This is a genomic window from Microbacterium sp. GXS0129 (genome assembly GCF_044769785.1).
Classification (GTDB): Bacteria; Actinomycetota; Actinomycetes; order Actinomycetales; family Microbacteriaceae; genus Microbacterium; species Microbacterium nymphoidis.
This window is the reverse complement of record NZ_JBIZVZ010000003.1, coordinates 320,181-337,017: the sequence shown is the minus strand read 5'-3', so window position 1 is coordinate 337,017 and position 16,837 is coordinate 320,181. Positions and strand designations below refer to the sequence as shown.

Genomic DNA, 16,837 nt, shown 5'->3' with positions numbered 1-16,837 from the left:
GGGAATTGGAGCCATGTGCGCACGATCAACGGTCAGGGTGCGGGAGGTTTCCCCTCCCCGAGAGCGTGGAGCAGGACGGTCAGGCGACTGATGTCGGCCACGTCCCAATCTTCCAGTGCCCGCACGAGGTGGTTGTCGCCGGAATCCATCGCCGCGCGGATCCGGCGGTGGCCCTCCTCGGACGCCGACAGGAGGCTCGCCCGGCCGTCCTTCGGATCCGGCGTGCGCTCGACCAGCCCCAGTTCGGACAGCTCGCGGGTGATGCGGCTGATCTGTGCCTTGTCCATCATCAGCGTCTCGCCGACCGTCGAGGCCGTGATCGGGCCCCGCCGCGCGATGATGGAGAACACCTTGTAGGTGCCGGGCAGCATTCCCGGCGAGACCCGGTTCGCGTATTCGATGTACAGGTGTCGCATGCGGGCGATGAGCCCGCTGAACTCCGACTCCAGCGCGCGCATCGCCGCCGTTCGTGCGTCGGTCGCTGCGGACTGGTCCATCTCGCTGGTCACGTCCTCCATCATCGCGTCTGCCTACTCGCGGGGCGAGTCCGACCGCGACGAGCGGCTGGCCTCGCTGGCGCTTGCCGCGGTCGGGGTGGCACCGGTGATGACCGGGATCGGGCCGGTGGTGGCCATGCCGGTGGCGACTGCCACCATGCCGGCCTCGTCCTCGGCCAGACGTTCGGTGGTGGTCTGACGTGTCAGCGAGATGTTCGGCAGGAACACGATGGCCAGCACGGCGATCGCTGCGAGCGGGATGCCGATGATGAAGGAGTGCGAGATGGCCTGTGCGTACAGGTCCTCCAGTACGCCCCGGAAGGGGTTGGGCAGCTCATGCACGACCGGCAGCTTGCCGCTGGTCATGATGTCGCTGATCTTCTTCGCCGCCTCCGGGCCCGCGCTCTTCGCGACCTCGGTGATGGCATCGGTGAGGCGCTGCTTGTTGTCGGTGAACAGCGTGGTCACACTCGATGCGACGATGGCACCCATCACGGATACTCCGACGGTGCCGCCGAGCGAGCGGAAGAAGGCCACTCCCGAGGACGCCGCGCCCATCTCCTGTGGACGAGCGGTGTTCTGCACCACCAGTACGAGGTTCTGCATCGCCATGCCGACTCCGGCACCGGTGAGGAACATGTAGACCGACAGCAGCCAGTAGTTGGTGTCGTAGCGGATGGTGGCGAGCATCGTGATGCCCGCCAGCAGCATGATCGAGCCGAGCACCACCCAGCGCTTCCACTTGCCGGTGCGGGTGATGATCTGACCGATCACCATCGAGCTCACCAGGACTCCGGCCATCATGGGGATGCTCATCAGGCCCGCCTCGGTGGGCGTCGCGCCGCGAGACATCTGCATGTACTGGCTGAGGTACACGGACGTGCCGAACATGGCGACACCGATGGAGATCGATGCGATCACCGAGAGGGTGAAGGTGCGGTTCCTGAACAGCGACAGCGGGATGAGCGGTTCCTTGACGAGCAGCTCGGTCACGACGAAGGCGATGGCGGCGGCACCGGCGATGGAGGTCATCCAGGCGGTCTCGGCGCTGGCCCACTCGAACTGCGTGCCGGCCTCGGTCACCCAGATGAGCAGCAGCGATACGGACACCGCGAGGAAGACGATGCCGAGGTAGTCGATGCTGACCTTGCGTCGGGGCTGCTTCGGCAGGTGCAGCGTGGTCTGCAGCAGGATGAGGGCCAGAACGGCGAACGGAACCGCGATGAAGAAGTTCCAGCGCCAGTTGGCGACGTCGGTGATGAAGCCGCCCAGCAGCGGGCCGCCCACGGTGGCGACCGCCATCACGGCGCCGAACAGGCCCATGTAGCGACCGCGCTCACGCGGGCTGATGATGTCGGCCATGATCACCTGGCTCAGCGCGGCAAGGCCACCGGCGCCGACGCCCTGCACGAAGCGGGACGCGATCAGCATCTCGGGGTTCTGGGCGAAGCCTGCGGTGGCGGAGGAGACCACGAAGATCACGAGCGCGATCTGGATCAGCAGCTTGCGGTTGGTGAGGTCGGCGAGCTTGCCCCAGATCGGGGTGAAGATCGCGGTGGTGAGCATCGTGGAGGTGATCACCCAGGTGTAGTCGGTCTGATCACCGTCGAGATCGGAGACGATGACGGGCATCGACGAGGAGACGACGGTGCTGGCGAGCATGGAGACGAACATGCCGAGGAGCAGGCCCGAGAGGGCCTCCAGAACCTGGCGGTGCGTCATCTTCGCCGGGGCGGCGGGCGGTGCGGTGGTGGCTGACATTGCGGCTTTCGTGTAATTCGCTCAAGTAGTTGAGAAGAGTCAACGATAAGTGAAATGGTTGACGGACGCCAACTATTCCCGCCGATTCGGGACCGTTCATATGAAACGCCCAGCTACGTCCGTAGCGGCACCGGGAACACCCGAGCGCGTCCGAGAAGCCCCGCGTTCGCTGGGCTTCTCGGACGCGCGGGGTTTTCCCGCGTCAGTCCGTGAGCGCGAGGGCGCGGAAGATGTCGCGCTCGCGCGGCGTCTGACGCGGCGTGGCGGCGGTCGGCCGCGGGGGAAGCAGGGTGGTGTCGGGGTGGGTCCGGCGATGCAGCTCGTCGATCAGTCCCGTGGCGAGGCGGACGAGTTTGGCGATCTCGCGGTCGTCGCGATCGATCCACACGGCGCGAGGCTCGTCGTGCAGTGGCACGAACCCTTCGTGCTCTTCCCAGCAGAAGAGCGTGCGCTCGGCGCCCAGCACGTGTTGCTGCCACCACACCTGCCGGAGGTAGTTGCGGGGGATGGAGTTCCACGACTTGTTGGTCGTCTTGATCTCCGCCAGCACCACGGCCCCGGACTCGTCCAGTCCGATCCCGTCGGGCGTGGCCAGATGACGCTTCTCCACCTCTGCGCAGAACAGCGCGCTGGAGGGGGAGATGCCGTGCGTCGCCGCGACCCAGGCTGCGATCTCCGGCTCGCGACGCCGGCCGTGGTCGGTGTACGCGTTGCCGCCGAAGCGCGATCCGCCGAGCTTCGCATCCGCGGCGCGTGCGATCGATCGTTCGCTGGTGAGCGTGGCGACATCCGTGGCCGTGATGCCGCGCGAGCGCGCGCGGAGCCAGCCGACGCGGTCGCGGGAGTCCGCGATGATGCGCGCCTGAAGTTCCGGAGTCACCCTTCGAGGCTACGCCCCGCCACGGACTCTGCCGACCAGCCGCCTCGGCGCGTCAGGACCGCGCGGACGGGGACTCAGGCGCCGGCGGGTTGGAGGAGGCGGATGAAGGAGGACAGGTGTGCGGCCATGTCGATGCGATCGTCCAGGAGCCACTGGATCTGGAGCCCGTCCATCGCGGCGAGCAGGAGACTCGCGATGTCGGCGGCGGGGATGTCGTCGCGCACCGTGCCGGCCGCCTGTGCCTCGGTGAGGCGCCGGGTGAAGCCACCGCGGTTTCGTTCGTAGCGCTCGCGGAAGTAGGCCCGCCGATCGGTGTCGTCCGGATCCCCGGCGGCGAGCGCCGCCGTGATGCTGAACAGAGCCACCAGCCCCGGCACGGTGGTGTTGTGCGTCACGAGTTCGAGCGTCGCCGTGAAGTCGTCGCCGGCCCCGGCGGGGAAGGCACGACGGTTGACGGCGTCTCGGTGTCGCACGATCGCCAGCATCAGGGCCTCACGGGAGCCGAAGTGGTGCAGCAGCCCCGCCTTCGATCGACCGACCTCGTCGGCGATCAGTTGCAGGGTGGTGGCGTCGAAGCCGCGCTCGGCCAGGATCCGCAGCGCGGCGTCGAGGACATCGAGTCGGAACTGCTCGGTCTTCGCGTAAGGTCCGCGTGCGGTGCCAGCCATGACGGAAACTCTACCGCTGGTCGAGTTTTGAGACTACGATGATCCCAAATCCAACCGCAGGTCGAATTCGACGACCGCTTCTCGACGACGAGGAAGGCCCTCATGTCCACACCGGAACTCTCGATCCAGCTCTATACGGTGCGCGACGCGCTCGCTGAAGACACCCCCGGAACGCTGGCGCGGCTGGCCGAGTCCGGATTCCGCAACGTGGAGGCCTTCGGTTTCGTGGGCCGTGCCGCCGAACTGCGAGCAGCCTTCGACGCCGCCGGCGTGGTGTCTCCCAGCGCCCACGCCGGCTTCCTCACGGACGAGGTCCGCTATGGGGAGACGGTGATCGTGAACCCGCCGTTCGCCCAGGTGCTGGATGAGGCCGAGACACTCGGGGTGACCACTCTGATCGACCCGATGGTTGCTCCGGACCGCTGGCAGGGAATCGAGGAGATCCGTGCCACAGCCGACCGGCTCAACAGCTACGTCGACGCCGCCGAGGCGCGGGGCATTCGGCTGGGCTATCACAACCACTCGCAGGAGTTCATCGCCTCCTTCGACGGCGTGAGCGCGCTGGAGGCCTTCGCCGCGCTGCTGGACCCGCGCATCGTGCTCGAGATCGACGTGTACTGGGCCGCCATCGGCGGTCAGGACGTTCCCGCGCTGCTGCGTCGTCTCGGCGACCGCGTGCGCCTGCTCCACATGAAGGACGGCATCCTCGGTGAGGACCCGTTCCGCGCCGCTGACCCGTCGTCGGTCACACTCCAGCAGCGCATCGCGGGAACGGGCGAGGTGCCGCTGCGCGAGGTGCTCGCCGCTGCACCGGCCGCCGAGTTCGCGGTGGTGGAATTCGACACCTACGACGGCGACCTGTTCGGCGCGATCAACGACAGCGCCGCCTTCCTGCGTGAGGCGGGCGTGCGATGACCGCTCCCTTCGGCATCGGCTTCATCGGGGCCGGCATGATCAGCGATCAGTACCTCACCAACCTGACGCAGTTCCCCGACGTGCGTGTCGTCATCATCGGCGATCTGGACACGGAGCGGGCCGCCGCGCAGGCGGAGAAGTACGGCGTCGCCGAGAGCGGGGACCCGGATGCGGTGCTCGCGCACCCTGACGTCGACCTCGTCCTGAACCTGACCATTCCGCAGGCGCATGTCCCGGTGTCGCTGGCGGCCATCGCCGCGGGCAAGCACGTCTGGAGCGAGAAGCCGATCGGCGTGAACCGCGACGAGGCGAAGGCGATGCTCGGGGCAGCCGAAGCCGCTGGTGTGCGTGTGGGCATCGCTCCGGACACCGTGCTCGGCCCCGGCCTGCAGACCGCTCGCCGCGCCATCGCCCGCGGTGACATCGGTGTCCCGCTGGCCGCGCAGACCGCGATGCAGTACATCGGCCCGGACATCTTCCACCCGAACCCGGACTTCCTGTTCGCCCGCGGCGCCGGGCCCCTCATCGACATGGGGCCGTATTACATCACGGCGCTGGTGCACCTGTTCGGATCGGTCGACGCCGTTGCCGCGGTGGGGCTGCGAGGTCGCGAGAGTCGCACTGTCCAGGTCGGTCCCCGCTCCGGTGAGGAGTTCCCGGTCGAGGTTCCCACCCTCGTGCAGGCCATCGCGCGGTTCGAGTCGGGGCAGCAGTCCCAGAGCGTGTTCAGCTTCGACTCGCCCCTCGCACGCACCGGTGTGGTGGAGATCACCGGCACGGAGGGCACCCTCATCATTCCCGACCCGAACACGTTCGGTGGCGACGTGCAGATCACGCGCGCACCATCGATCGACCGGATGGGCGACGGGCCCCAGTACGAGACGCTCGCGCCGGTGGGCATCGAGTCCGGGCGCGGACTGGGGGTGCTGGACATGGCGCGGGCGATCCGTGGTGGCACGGCCCACATCGCCACCGGGGAGATCGGCTACCACGTCTTCGACACCCTCACCGCGATCGAGGAGTCGGTCGCATCGGGTGAGTTCGTCACGGTGGAGAGCACCGTGGGGGACATCCCCTTCGTGCCGGAAGATCGCGACCCGTTCGCGGCGACCCTGTAGGACGTGCTCATGAGCGAGACAACCGATCAGGCGCCGGCCGCGCTGCGCGCCGGATTCCTCGGCGGTGGCTTCATGGCCGCCGTGCACTCCCGTGCCGCTCGAGCCGCTCGCGCGCGGCTGGTGGCTCTGGCCAGCTCCACTCCGGACCGCGGGGTGGCGGCCGCGGCCGAGCTGGGCATCGAGAGAGGGGTGGCCGACGTGACGGAGGTCGCCGAACTGAGCGACATCGTGCACGTGTGCACCCCGAACCGCGACCACGCCGCGCAGACCATCGCGCTGCTCGCCGCAGGCCGCCATGTCATCTGCGAGAAGCCGCTGGCCACCACCGTCTCCGACGCGCTCGCGGTGGTGGACGCGGCGGATGCCGCAGGAGTCGCCGGTGCGGTTCCGTTCGTCTACCGCTACCACCCGCAGGTGCGTCATGCCCGGGAGCTGGTGCGCTCCGGGGTGGTCGGCACAGTACTGAGCGTCGAGGGCGCGTACTTGCAGGACTGGCTGCTGCGGGAGACCGACTCCAACTGGCGGGTGGACTCCGCGGCCGGCGGCGCCTCGCGTGCATTCGCGGACATCGGTTCCCATCTGTGCGATCTGCTGGAGTTCGTGACCGGCCGGCGCATTCGGGCCGTGTCCGCCCGGACCCGCACGGTGTTCCCTGAGCGCGGCGGCCAGCCGGTGACCACCGAGGATCTGGTGGCCGTGGTGGCCGAACTCGACAACGGTGCCCTGGCCACGCTCCTCGTGTCGCAGATGGCGCCGGGGCGCAAGAACGGCCTCACCCTGGAGGTGCACGGGACCGAGCGGTCGGTGCGCTTCGCCCAGGAACGCCCGGAGGAGCTGTGGATCGGCGCGCTCACGGGCTCGCAGCTGGTGCTGCGGGACCCGGAGGGGCCGGGCGATGACGGGCTCTCCCTCGTGCCGGCCGGACATCCGATGGGCTATCAGGACGCGTTCACCGCCTTCGTGGCCGATGCCTACGCGGGCGTGCGCGGTGCGGCCTCTGATGCATTGCCCACATTCCGCGATGGTCTACGCGCCGCGCGTGTCACCGCTGCGGTCCTGGAATCCGCGCTCACCCGCGCCTGGGTGAGCATCCCCGACGTCGACGAGAAGGAGACACAGCATGGCTGAGCATCCCGTAACCCTGTTCACCGGCCAGTGGGCGGACCTGCCCTTCGAGGAGGTGGCGCGGCTGGCTGCGTCCTGGGGCTATGACGGGCTGGAGATCGCCGCATCCGGCGATCACCTCGACCTGAAGCGTGCCGATGAGGACGACGACTACGTCGCGAGCCGAAAGGAGATCCTCGACCGCCACGGACTGCAGGTCTTCGCGATCTCGAACCACCTAGCGGGGCAGGCCGTCTGCGATGCGCCCATCGACTTCCGCCATCAGGCGATCCTGCGTGACTACGTCTGGGGCGACGGCGATGCCGAAGGCGTGCGCCAGCGGGCCGCCGAGGACATGAAGCGCTCGGCTCGCGTCGCGCGGAAGCTCGGCGTGGACACCGTGGTGGGCTTCACCGGATCGTCCATCTGGCCGTACGTCGCGATGTTCCCGCCCGTGGGCCAGGACGTGATCGATGCGGGATTCGAGGACTTCGCGAAGAGATGGAACCCGATCCTCGACGTGTTCGACTCCGAGGGGGTGCGCTTCGCCCACGAGGTCCATCCGAGTGAGATCGCGTATGACTACTGGAGCAGCGTGCGTGCGCTGGAGGCGATCGACCGCCGCGCGGCGTTCGGTTTCAACTGGGACCCGAGTCACATGATGTGGCAGAACATCGACCCCGTCGGGTTCATCTGGGACTTCCAGGACCGCATCTATCACGTCGACTGCAAGGACACGCGTCTTCGCCCGCACAACGGCCGCGCCGGCGTCCTCGGCTCGCACCTGCCATGGGGCGACCCGCGCCGCGGGTGGGACTTCGTCTCGACGGGTCACGGCGATGTGCCGTGGGAGGACTCCTTCCGTGCTCTCGACGCGATCGGGTACACCGGACCGATCTCCATCGAGTGGGAGGACGCCGGAATGGACCGCCTGCACGGTGCCGCCGAAGCGGTCGGGTTCGTCCGCTCCCTGCTGTGGCCGCAGCCGACGGCATCCTTCGACGCCGCGTTCAGCAACCAGTAGATCGTCCTGAACGAGGGCGACAGCGGCGAGGGGCGCGGCAGCGATGCCGTGCCCCTCGCCGCTCGCGGATTTGGCGACTGTCTCGTGCGCTGTTAGAGTTGTCGGAGCCGAAGACCGCCGGTCGTCCTCTCGAGGATCGAAGCACTGCGAAAGCAGGGGCCCGCGCAGGTGTCATAGAGACTCTCCCTCTGGGATCACGCTCCGTGCGCTTGCGCCGGAGCGTTTTTGTTTGCACTGCGGGCGGTCGAGGCGGACACCACGCACCCGCGTGATGTCACAAGCACATCAAGGAGTGACCATGGCGCAGAAGGATGCATCGGTCGCCGAGCTCACGAAGAACTTCGAGAACTCGAACGCCGTCCTGCTGACCGAGTACCGCGGTCTGACGGTTGCCCAGCTCAAGCAGCTGCGCAACAGCATCCGTCAGGACGCGCAGTACGCCGTGGTGAAGAACACGCTGACCAAGATCGCTGCCAACAACGCAGGGATCACCGCTCTGGACGACGACCTCAAGGGTCCGTCGGCCGTGGCATTCGTGCACGGCGACTTCGTCGCCACCGCGAAGGCTCTGCGTGACTTCGCCAAGGCCAACCCGCTTCTCGTGATCAAGGGCGGCGTCTTCGAGGGCAACACCCTCAGCGCTGCCGAGGTCGAGAAGTACGCGTCGCTGGAGAGCCGTGAGGTTCTGCTGGCGAAGGCAGCGGGAATGATGAAGGCGACGATGGGCAAGGCTGCCGCCACCATCGACGCTCTTCGCGAGAAGCTCGAGGGCGCTCAGGCCGCGTAAGCGGTCCTCGCTCTCTTTCACAAACCACAAACACTCAGTAGGAGATACATCATGGCGAAGCTCACCACCGAAGAGCTGCTCGAGCAGTTCGAGGGCCTCACGCTCATCGAGCTCAGCGAGTTCGTGAAGGCGTTCGAGGAGAAGTTCGACGTCACCGCTGCTGCTCCGGTCGCCGTTGCCGGCGCCGCGGGTGCAGGCGCTGCTGCCGCCGAGGAAGAGGAGAAGGACTCCTTCGACGTCATCCTCGAGGCTGCTGGCGACAAGAAGATCCAGGTCATCAAGGTCGTCCGCGAGCTCACCTCGCTCGGCCTGGGTGAGGCCAAGGCTGTCGTCGACGGCGCTCCGAAGGCTGTCCTTGAGGGCGCCAACAAGGAGGCCGCTGAGAAGGCCAAGGCTGCCCTCGAAGAGGCTGGCGCGACGGTCACCGTCAAGTAATTTCCCGAACGCTCGCCGGCTCGCCGGCATACCGTTCTCCGAAGGCCCCCGGGTTCGCCCCGGGGGCCTTCGTCGTGCTCACGCGCGTGACTCGGGCGCGTGGAGTATCGACCGGGCGTGACTCGGTCGGTGGGTCAGCGCTCGGTAGGGGCGGCGGTGGAGTTGCGGATCACGAAACGGGTGGGGGCCCAGATACGCCGCGGGGGAGCGTCGGGACTGTCGATGTGCTCCTCGAGCAGTTCGACCGCCAGTGCCGCCTGCTCGCGGGGGTTCTGGCGCAGGGTGGTGAGGGCGAACATCTCGGCGTTCTCGTGGTCGTCGATGCCCACCACGCTGAGCTGAGCCGGCACCGAGATGCCCATGCGGCGCGCCGCGATGATGGCTCCGATGGCCACCTCGTCGGCCACGGCGACGATGGCCGTCGGCCGGGTGCGCGCATTGCTCAGCAGATCCACGGCCGCGTCGTAGCCTGCGGGCATGGACACCCCGCATGGCGCCAGCCTGATGGCGCTCTCCAGGCCCGCTTCGCGCATGGCCGAGGCGTACCCGGTGACGCGGTGGGCGTCACCGAAACTCGGCCAGGCCATGTTCGCCTCGCCACCCAGGAAGACGATGTCCGTGTGGCCGAGGGCCAGCAGATGCTCGGTGGCGATACGGGCGGAGGCGGCATCGTCGATGGAGACCGCGCTGTTTCCGATGTCGTAGCTGCCGATCGAGACGAAGGGCTTGCCGAGCGCGGCGATGCGCTCCAGCTCCTGCTGATCGGGTTCGATGCCCACGGTGATCAATCCGTCGAAGCGGCTCCGTCCGAGGTATGTCTCGAACACATGGGAGCGTTCCAGGCTTCCGGGCTGCGCGGAGTAGAGGGCGAGATCGAACCCGCGCTCCATGAGCGCCCGCTGGATTCCCTCCAGCACCTCGCCGAAGAACCAGTGATTCGCGTGCGGCACGATCACGCCGATCGTCTGGGTGCGTCCGGTGGCGAGGCTGACCGCGTTCGTGGACGGTACGTATCCGAGCGCGTTCGCGGCCTCCTGCACGCGCTCCTGGGTGGCGGGGGACACGTAACCACGACCGCTCAGTGCGCGACTGGCCGTCGATTTCGACACGCCAGCGCGGCGTGCCACCTCGGCGATTCCACTCATCGAACGCCCTCCGTGTTCTGCGCTTGCCGACCGTCGTCTTGGCCCCGTGTCGGTCAACTGTAATTCATACCCCCACGGATGTGGAACCGGTTGTGACTGCGGTTTCGTGTCTCGGGTGTGTCGATTCGGGTTTGGGAGCGCTCCCGCGGCGCGGATCGTGGGGTTATCGAGTTGTGACTTCCCAAATGTTGTGATCCGAGCCGCAACCGACTACGTTCGCCTGGAAGCGGTTCCTGATTGAACCCGAGCGCGAGGAAGGGCTCCCCGCGCGATCCAAAGGAGGAACGAATGGGCATGTCTCAGCGACGTCGGGTGCTTGCACCCCTGGCCTTCGCAGGCATCCTCGGTCTCGCACTCGCGGGCTGTGCCGAGAGCGACGGCGGCACCGGTGGCAGCACCGGTGGCAGCGGAGACGGCGGCTCGACCAAGACCGTCCGCATCTCAGGCGGCATCACCGGCACGGAAGCCGACGACCTCAACGCATCTTTCGAGCAGTTCACCAAGGACACCGGCATCACGGTGGAGTACACCGGTGACAAGAGCTTCGAGGGCAACATCGTCACGAAGGTGACCGGTGGCGATGCACCCGACATCGCCATCGTCCCGCAGCCCGGTCTGCTGAAGACCCTCGTCGAGACGGGCAAGGTCCAGCCGGCTCCCGAGGCCGTCTCGAAGGCCGTCGATGAGAACTGGTCGAAGGACTGGAAGAACTACGGCACGTTCGACGACACGTTCTACGCGGCGCCGATGCTCGCGAACCTGAAGGGCTACGTCTGGTACTCGCCGGCGAAGTTCAAGGAGTGGGGTGTCGAGGTCCCGAAGACGTGGGACGAGATGATGACGCTCACCAAGACCATCCAGGAGAAGACCAGCACCGCACCGTGGTGCGCCGGCTTCGCCTCGGGCGACGCATCGGGATGGCCGGGCACCGACTGGATCGAGGACCTCGTGCTTCGCCAGGCCGGTCCTGACGTCTACGACAAGTGGGTCGCCGGTGACGTGAAGTTCACCGATCCGGAGATCGAGAAGGCGTTCGACGCGGTGGGCACCATCCTCAAGGACCCGAACTACGTCAACGCCGGCTTCGGCGACGTCAAGAGCATCAACTCCACCGCATTCGCCGATGTGGCCGCGAAGGTGGCCGACGGCTCGTGCGCTCTGACGCACCAGGCGTCGTTCCTGTCGGCCAACTTCCTCGACGTGAAGAACGCCGCGGGCGAGACCCCGACCGTCGCCCCCGATGGTGACGTCTACGCGTTCATCATGCCGGGCATGACCGACGGTGCGCTCCAGGTTGAGGGTGGCGGCGAGTTCGTCGCCGGCTTCTCCGACGACGAGTCCACCCAGAAGGTGCTCGAGTTCATGGCATCGCCCGAGTTCGCCGACGCCCGTGTCAAGCTCGGTGGTGTGATCTCCGCGAACAAGAACGCCGATCCGTCGCTGGCCTCCAGCGAGTTCCTGCAGGACGCGATGAAGATCATGCAGGACGACAGCACGGTCTTCCGTTTCGACGCCTCCGACCTGATGCCCTCCACCGTGGGCTCCGGCTCGTTCTGGAAGGGAATGGTCGACTGGATCGACGGCAAGGACACCAAGACGGTGCTGAGTGACATCCAGGCCGGTTACGAGAACTAATCTGATCGCAACCCGCTGATCGGATGCGGGGTCGGGTCCTTCGGGAACCGGCCCCGCATCTATCGGCACCGACCGAGTGCACCGCAGCACTCAGAAGGGGTCTCCATGTCCCAGCAGACCGCCGTCAGTCCGCCGACGACGACGCACGGGACCGACGCGAAGGGGCGCGCGCTCACCCGCACCCTCGTCGTCATCGGTTTCGCCGTCATCGTTGCGCTCTTCCTGCTGCTGATCTTCAGCGCACCCGTGGAGGATCCCCAGCGGATCTCCCTCGGCTTCTCGCTCAACCAGCTGTTCGTCTGGATGGGCGGGCTCCACCCGCTCCTGCAGATCCCGATCATCCTCGTGATCTTCGGCGTGGTGGTCGCGATCGTGCTCGTGCTGATCGAGTTCGCCCCTCGTCCCGGGCGGGGCTACCTGGTCATGCGTCTGATCGCCTGCCTCGCGATCCCCGTGCTCGGCTTCATGCTCCTGCGCCCGTACTCGAACGCGGTGCTCTACGTCGTCGCGATCGCCCTGCTCGCCGGGGCGCTGCTGTTCTTCGCCGACTACCGCTCGCGTCAGGGCGCCGGCTACCTGTTCCAGCTGATCCTCTTCATGACGCCGGCCGCGCTGATGCTGGTGCTCGGCCTCATCTACCCGGCCATCTCGACGTTCTTCAAGTCGTTCTTCGACAAGAAGGGCGACTCCTTCGTCGGGTTCGACAACTACATCTGGGTCTTCACGAACTCGGCCGGGTGGGTCTCGGTGGTCAACACCCTGATCTGGGCCGTGCTCGCTCCCACCATCTCGGTGGTCATCGGACTGGCCTACGCCGTCTTCATCGACCGTGCCCGCGGCGAGAAGGTGCTGAAGGTCCTGGTGTTCATGCCCGTCGCCATCTCCTTCGTGGGTGCGGGCATCATCTGGAAGTTCATGTACGACTACCGCCAGGGCGACCAGCTCGGTCTGCTCAACGCGATCGTGACGATGTTCGGCGGGGACCCGGTGAACTGGCTGGCGGTCAAGCCTCTGGTCAATACCCTGATGCTGCTCATCGTCTTCATCTGGACGCAGACCGGCTTCGCGATGGTCATCCTGTCCGCCGCCATCAAGGCCGTTCCGACCGAGCAGCTGGAGGCCGCTCAGCTGGACGGCACGAACGCATGGCAGCGTTTCACCAACGTGACCGTCCCCGGTATCCGCTCGTCGCTGATCGTGGTGCTCACCACAGTGACGATCGCCTCGCTGAAGGTGTACGACATCGTGGCCGTGATGACCGGCGGACGAGACGACACCACCGTGCTGGGCTTCGAGATGGTCAACCAGCAGCAGCGCTTCCAGAGCTACGGACACTCGTCGGCGCTGGCCGTGGTGCTGTTCCTGTTCGTGCTGCCGTTGATCATCTACAACGCCCGATCCATGCGCAAGCAGAGGGAGATCCGCTGATGAGTGCCACGCAGGCCGTCACCACGGCAGACAACCGGACCAAGCGTCAGGTCGCTCGCGACACTCGCCGCAACGAGGCGATCGCCCAGAAGAAGCTGACGTCCAAGGGCGCCACCATCGCGGCGATCATCATCGCGATCTTCTGGACGATCCCGACCTTCGGTCTGTTCGTCACCTCGTTCCGCCCCGGTGCGGACACGCAGTCCACAGGTTGGTGGACCGTGTTCACGAACCCGGAGTTCACACTGCAGAACTACGTCGAAGCGCTGACCGCCGGTGGAACGTCCACCACCCTCGCCTCCGCCTTCGTCAACTCGCTGGCGATCACGATCCCCGCGACCGTGTTCCCGATCGTCATCGCGTCACTGGCGGCGTATGCGTTCGCGTGGATCGATTTCAAGGGCCGCAACCTGCTGTTCGTGTTCGTGTTCGCGCTGCAGATCGTCCCGCTCCAGATGGCCCTGGTTCCGCTCTTGAGCCTGTTCTCGGAGGGCCTCACGCTCAACGGCGTGCAGATCTTCCCCGGCTTCGGCCTCAACGACGTGAACTACTCCTTCGCCCGCGTCTGGATCGCGCACGCGATCTTCGCGCTGCCGCTGGCGACGTTCATGCTCCACAACTTCATTTCGGAGATTCCGGGTGAAGTGGTCGAGGCGGCGCGGGTCGACGGCGCCGGTCACGGTCAGGTGTTCTTCCGGATCATCCTGCCGCTGGCCATGCCGGCGATCGCCTCGTTCGGCATCTTCCAGTTCCTCTGGGTCTGGAACGATCTGCTGGTCGCGACGATCTTCGCATCGCCGGGTGCTCTGCCGATCACCCAGGCGCTGAACTCGCTGTCGGGGACCTGGGGCAACCGGTGGTTCCTGCAGTCCGCGGGAACGTTCATCTCGATCATCGTTCCGCTGATCGTGTTCTTCGCGCTGCAGCGCTTCTTCGTCCGCGGCCTCCTGGCCGGTGCGACGAAGGGCTGACCGCCCTCTGGTACGACGATGCCCGCTGAGCCTCGGCTCGGCGGGCATCGTCGTTGCGGCGCATGACCTCAGTCGTGCACGACCGGAACTCAGTCGTTGACGACCAGGGTGTCGGCGATCGGGCGCCGCTCGCGCGGGGCGTTCTCGCGCTGCTGCAGCTCTTCGGAAGCCTGGCGGATGTCGCCGAGCTCGCCGACGGCCATAACGGAGATCGGCGTGAAATCGTCGCTCAGATCGAACGCGGCGGAGATGGCCGCGCGGTCGAATCCGCCCATTTGGTGGGTGGACAGGCCGTTGGCGTGCGCCTGCACGGTGAAGTGCGCGGCGGCCTGGCCGGTGTCGTACAGGGCCCACGTCATGGGCTGGCCGTCGCGGGTGGTCTCCGCGACGAACACGACGAGCAGGGCGGCATCGCCGGCCCAGGCGCTGTTGAAGCCGGCGAGGGTACCGAGCACCTTCGCGTGGGCTTCGGACCCGCGACGGGCCACGATCACCCGCCACGGCTGCGTGTTGGCGGCCGTGGGTGCCCAGCGTGCGGCTTCGAGTGCGCTGGCGAGGGCCTCCTCGTCGATCGTCGAGGTGGCGTCGAAGATGCGCGTGCTCCAGCGCTCGGCGAGGACGTCGAGGATCGGGGCGTCGGTGACCGCGGTGCGGCCGAGGGCGGGGGTGCTCATGAAGATGAGGCCTTTCGGATCGATGGTTTCTGTCATCGGACCTCATCGTCCGTCTGCGAGGTACCAACGATCCATGCCCTCAAATGTATTCCCGGATCGTCGCTGTTCATTCCGCACTGAGGTGGCGGGCCGTGGGAGACGGGCGGTCGGCCGGCGCTCTCGTGTTGGACGCCCCCGCGGGGTAGAGTGGAGGGGCCGCTCCTGAATCGATTCGATTCTCTCGATTCGTCCGGCGTCCCTCCGCGGATCACCTCGTGATCCGCGTTCCGTATTCTGCCGACGAAAGCCCCCGTGACACCTGACACCGCCCCTGTCCCCGGCCCCTCCGACTCCGAGCTGCGCGAGGGTGAGACGCGCACGCCCACCGGCTCCATTCGCACGCTGACCGGCTCGATCCGCCTGCCGTCCTCGCCGACGGCGGCCATCCGCACGCTGGGTTCGAATCCGGCGACCGCCCCGATCATGCTGCACCCGGGCGATGCCATCTCCGCTCGACGCCGTGTGCTGTACGTGATCCTCCTCGGAGCCCTCACCGCGCTCGGGCCATTCACGGTCGACCTCTACCTTCCCGCGTTCGTGCAGCTGGAGCGCGAGTTCAGCGCCCCGGCCACGGCGATCCAGCTCACCCTGACGGGTACCATGCTCGGCTTCGGAGTCGGTCAGCTGATCGTGGGGCCGCTGAGCGACAAGGTGGGGCGACGGGTTCCGCTGCTCGTGGTCACCGCCCTGCATGTGGCGGCGTCGGTGTTCGCGGTGTTCGCGCCGTCGCTGGTGGCGCTGGGCATCTCCCGCGTGGTGATGGGCATGGGTGCCGCGGCCGGTGGTGTCGTGGCCATGGCGATGGTGCGTGATCTCTTCGGTGGCCGTCGCCTCGTAATCATGCTGTCCCGCCTTGCTCTGGTCTCCGGAGTCGCTCCGGTGATTGCACCGCTGATCGGGTCGGCGTTGCTCACGGTGATGCCGTGGCGGGGGATCTTCGTGTTCCTCGCGGCCTATGGCGTGCTGATGTTCCTCTGCTCCATCTTCTTCCTGCCGGAGACTCTGCCCCCGGCCCGTCGACAGGGGAAGGGCTCCAGCACGCTCTGGCAGCGCTACGCGAGCGTGTTCAGCGACCGGGTGTTCGTCGGAGTCCTGATCATCGGGGCGATGACGTTCAGCGGACTGTTCTCCTACCTGTCCGCGTCCAGCTTCCTCTTCCAGCAGACCTACGGCTTTGAGCCGCTCCAGTACGGCATGCTGTTCGCCGCCAACTCGGTCGGGCTCGTGATCGGAAACCAGATCGCGGCACGACTGGCTGCCCGCATCGGACCGCAGTGGGTGCTGGCCGGCTCCACCATCGCGATGCTGCTCGGCGGGTTCGGCATCGTCGTATGCGACATGCTGAACCTCGGCATGTGGGGGACGATCGTTCCGCTGTTCTTCTTCATGTCCGCGTGCGGCTTTACCTTCCCGTGCGTGCAGGTGCTCGCGCTCGATCGTCACGGCAAGGCGGCCGGTACGGCGGCGAGCGTTCTGGGAATGTCGAACAACGTCGTCGCTGCGCTGGTGTCGCCGCTGGTCGGTCTGATCTCCGCCGACGCCGGAATCACGCCGACCACGATGGCGGCGGTGATGGTGGGATGTGCCGTGATCGGGATCCTCGCGCTGTGGTTCGTCGTGCGCCCCCGTACGGTGGCCATGCTGACGCCGTGACGCCGACCGCCCTGCCCTCGCCCGGGAATCCGCCGGCGATCACGCCGTCCAGGAATCGCGCCACCGGCAGATCACGCTGACCCGGCCTGTCCTGGAAGGATGA

At 67.0% G+C, this 16,837-nt stretch carries 16 protein-coding genes; 10 read left to right on the top strand and 6 right to left on the bottom strand.

Going from position 1 to position 16,837, the window contains the following annotated elements:
• Positions 1–32: 32 nt before the first annotated feature.
• The 4 genes from ACIQJ5_RS11840 to ACIQJ5_RS11825 all read right to left on the bottom strand — a co-directional run bounded on the left by ACIQJ5_RS11840 (position 33) and on the right by ACIQJ5_RS11825 (position 3,806).
• Entirely contained in the window at positions 33–521 is a 489-nt protein-coding gene (locus ACIQJ5_RS11840) for a MarR family winged helix-turn-helix transcriptional regulator (RefSeq protein WP_231091769.1), read from the bottom strand.
• A 9-nt stretch (positions 522–530) separates the two neighbouring features.
• Positions 531–2,258, bottom strand: coding sequence for an MDR family MFS transporter (locus ACIQJ5_RS11835; protein ID WP_231091770.1), 1,728 nt, complete (start codon positions 2,256–2,258; stop codon positions 531–533).
• Between the two features lie 202 nt (positions 2,259–2,460).
• Positions 2,461–3,138, bottom strand: coding sequence for a YqaJ viral recombinase family protein (locus ACIQJ5_RS11830; protein WP_231091771.1), 678 nt, complete (start codon positions 3,136–3,138; stop codon positions 2,461–2,463).
• Between the two features lie 74 nt (positions 3,139–3,212).
• The gene (locus ACIQJ5_RS11825; protein ID WP_231091772.1) at positions 3,213–3,806 is read right to left on the bottom strand and encodes a TetR/AcrR family transcriptional regulator; all 594 of its coding nucleotides are present in this window, start codon (positions 3,804–3,806) and stop codon (positions 3,213–3,215) included.
• Between the two features lie 102 nt (positions 3,807–3,908).
• On the opposite strand from ACIQJ5_RS11825, the gene ACIQJ5_RS11820 reads away from it, so the two are divergent.
• The 6 genes from ACIQJ5_RS11820 to rplL all read left to right on the top strand — a co-directional run bounded on the left by ACIQJ5_RS11820 (position 3,909) and on the right by rplL (position 9,189).
• Positions 3,909–4,721 carry a sugar phosphate isomerase/epimerase family protein gene (locus ACIQJ5_RS11820; protein ID WP_402844117.1) on the top strand — a complete coding sequence of 271 codons (813 nt, stop codon included), beginning with the start codon at positions 3,909–3,911 and terminating at the stop codon, positions 4,719–4,721.
• The gene (locus ACIQJ5_RS11815) at positions 4,718–5,839 is read left to right on the top strand and encodes a Gfo/Idh/MocA family protein (RefSeq protein WP_402844114.1); all 1,122 of its coding nucleotides are present in this window, start codon (positions 4,718–4,720) and stop codon (positions 5,837–5,839) included. Before ACIQJ5_RS11820 ends, ACIQJ5_RS11815 begins: the two co-directional genes overlap by 4 nt.
• 9 nt (positions 5,840–5,848) lie before the next feature.
• Entirely contained in the window at positions 5,849–6,967 is a 1,119-nt protein-coding gene (locus tag ACIQJ5_RS11810) for a Gfo/Idh/MocA family protein (RefSeq protein WP_402844111.1), read from the top strand.
• On the top strand, positions 6,960–7,967 hold the full coding sequence (locus tag ACIQJ5_RS11805; protein WP_231091776.1) for a sugar phosphate isomerase/epimerase: 1,008 nt from the start codon (positions 6,960–6,962) through the stop codon (positions 7,965–7,967). The genes ACIQJ5_RS11810 and ACIQJ5_RS11805 overlap by 8 nt, the downstream gene beginning before the upstream one ends.
• Before the next feature lie 298 nt (positions 7,968–8,265).
• Positions 8,266–8,754: a 50S ribosomal protein L10 gene (gene rplJ / locus ACIQJ5_RS11800; RefSeq protein ID WP_231091777.1), complete on the top strand. Its 489-nt coding sequence runs from the start codon at positions 8,266–8,268 to the stop codon at positions 8,752–8,754.
• 51 nt (positions 8,755–8,805) lie between these two features.
• The gene (gene rplL / locus ACIQJ5_RS11795) at positions 8,806–9,189 is read left to right on the top strand and encodes a 50S ribosomal protein L7/L12 (RefSeq protein WP_231091778.1); all 384 of its coding nucleotides are present in this window, start codon (positions 8,806–8,808) and stop codon (positions 9,187–9,189) included.
• Positions 9,190–9,323: 134 nt separating this feature from the next.
• Here rplL and ACIQJ5_RS11790 read toward each other — a convergent pair whose 3' ends face one another.
• Positions 9,324–10,334 (bottom strand): LacI family DNA-binding transcriptional regulator, encoded by a 1,011-nt coding sequence (locus ACIQJ5_RS11790; protein ID WP_231091779.1) that lies wholly within the window; start codon positions 10,332–10,334, stop codon positions 9,324–9,326.
• Positions 10,335–10,622: 288 nt separating this feature from the next.
• On the opposite strand from ACIQJ5_RS11790, the gene ACIQJ5_RS11785 reads away from it, so the two are divergent.
• The 3 genes from ACIQJ5_RS11785 (at position 10,623) to ACIQJ5_RS11775 (ending at position 14,368) form a co-directional block, all read left to right on the top strand.
• Complete coding sequence (locus tag ACIQJ5_RS11785) at positions 10,623–11,969, top strand: ABC transporter substrate-binding protein (protein WP_231091780.1); 1,347 nt, start codon at positions 10,623–10,625, stop codon at positions 11,967–11,969.
• 105 nt (positions 11,970–12,074) lie between these two features.
• Positions 12,075–13,397, top strand: a complete 1,323-nt coding sequence (locus tag ACIQJ5_RS11780; protein ID WP_402844104.1) for a carbohydrate ABC transporter permease — start codon at positions 12,075–12,077, stop codon at positions 13,395–13,397.
• Entirely contained in the window at positions 13,397–14,368 is a 972-nt protein-coding gene (locus ACIQJ5_RS11775) for a carbohydrate ABC transporter permease (RefSeq protein WP_231091782.1), read from the top strand. The genes ACIQJ5_RS11780 and ACIQJ5_RS11775 overlap by 1 nt, the downstream gene beginning before the upstream one ends.
• Before the next feature lie 89 nt (positions 14,369–14,457).
• Here the strand turns inward: ACIQJ5_RS11775 and ACIQJ5_RS11770 are convergent, their stop codons facing one another.
• Positions 14,458–15,042 (bottom strand): nitroreductase family protein, encoded by a 585-nt coding sequence (locus ACIQJ5_RS11770; RefSeq protein ID WP_231091885.1) that lies wholly within the window; start codon positions 15,040–15,042, stop codon positions 14,458–14,460.
• Between the two features lie 462 nt (positions 15,043–15,504).
• Between ACIQJ5_RS11770 and ACIQJ5_RS11765 the strand changes: the two genes are divergently transcribed.
• Positions 15,505–16,734 (top strand): multidrug effflux MFS transporter, encoded by a 1,230-nt coding sequence (locus tag ACIQJ5_RS11765; protein ID WP_231091886.1) that lies wholly within the window; start codon positions 15,505–15,507, stop codon positions 16,732–16,734.
• Positions 16,735–16,837 lie beyond the last annotated feature (103 nt).

What these genes read in the sequence shown, in the direction of transcription:
- ACIQJ5_RS11810 (WP_402844111.1), top strand. Translation starts at nt 5,849, where the DNA reads ATGAGCGAGACAACCGATCAGGCGCCGGCCGCGCTGCGCGCCGGATTC.
- ACIQJ5_RS11815 (WP_402844114.1), top strand. Translation starts at nt 4,718, where the DNA reads ATGACCGCTCCCTTCGGCATCGGCTTCATCGGGGCCGGCATGATCAGC.
- ACIQJ5_RS11825 (WP_231091772.1), bottom strand. Translation starts at nt 3,806, where the DNA reads ATGGCTGGCACCGCACGCGGACCTTACGCGAAGACCGAGCAGTTCCGA.
- rplJ (WP_231091777.1), top strand. Translation starts at nt 8,266, where the DNA reads ATGGCGCAGAAGGATGCATCGGTCGCCGAGCTCACGAAGAACTTCGAG.
- ACIQJ5_RS11775 (WP_231091782.1), top strand. Translation starts at nt 13,397, where the DNA reads ATGAGTGCCACGCAGGCCGTCACCACGGCAGACAACCGGACCAAGCGT.
- ACIQJ5_RS11820 (WP_402844117.1), top strand. Translation starts at nt 3,909, where the DNA reads ATGTCCACACCGGAACTCTCGATCCAGCTCTATACGGTGCGCGACGCG.
- rplL (WP_231091778.1), top strand. Translation starts at nt 8,806, where the DNA reads ATGGCGAAGCTCACCACCGAAGAGCTGCTCGAGCAGTTCGAGGGCCTC.
- ACIQJ5_RS11780 (WP_402844104.1), top strand. Translation starts at nt 12,075, where the DNA reads ATGTCCCAGCAGACCGCCGTCAGTCCGCCGACGACGACGCACGGGACC.
- ACIQJ5_RS11840 (WP_231091769.1), bottom strand. Translation starts at nt 521, where the DNA reads ATGATGGAGGACGTGACCAGCGAGATGGACCAGTCCGCAGCGACCGAC.
- ACIQJ5_RS11770 (WP_231091885.1), bottom strand. Translation starts at nt 15,042, where the DNA reads ATGAGCACCCCCGCCCTCGGCCGCACCGCGGTCACCGACGCCCCGATC.
- ACIQJ5_RS11835 (WP_231091770.1), bottom strand. Translation starts at nt 2,258, where the DNA reads ATGTCAGCCACCACCGCACCGCCCGCCGCCCCGGCGAAGATGACGCAC.
- ACIQJ5_RS11765 (WP_231091886.1), top strand. Translation starts at nt 15,505, where the DNA reads ATGCTGCACCCGGGCGATGCCATCTCCGCTCGACGCCGTGTGCTGTAC.
- ACIQJ5_RS11785 (WP_231091780.1), top strand. Translation starts at nt 10,623, where the DNA reads ATGGGCATGTCTCAGCGACGTCGGGTGCTTGCACCCCTGGCCTTCGCA.
- ACIQJ5_RS11805 (WP_231091776.1), top strand. Translation starts at nt 6,960, where the DNA reads ATGGCTGAGCATCCCGTAACCCTGTTCACCGGCCAGTGGGCGGACCTG.
- ACIQJ5_RS11790 (WP_231091779.1), bottom strand. Translation starts at nt 10,334, where the DNA reads ATGAGTGGAATCGCCGAGGTGGCACGCCGCGCTGGCGTGTCGAAATCG.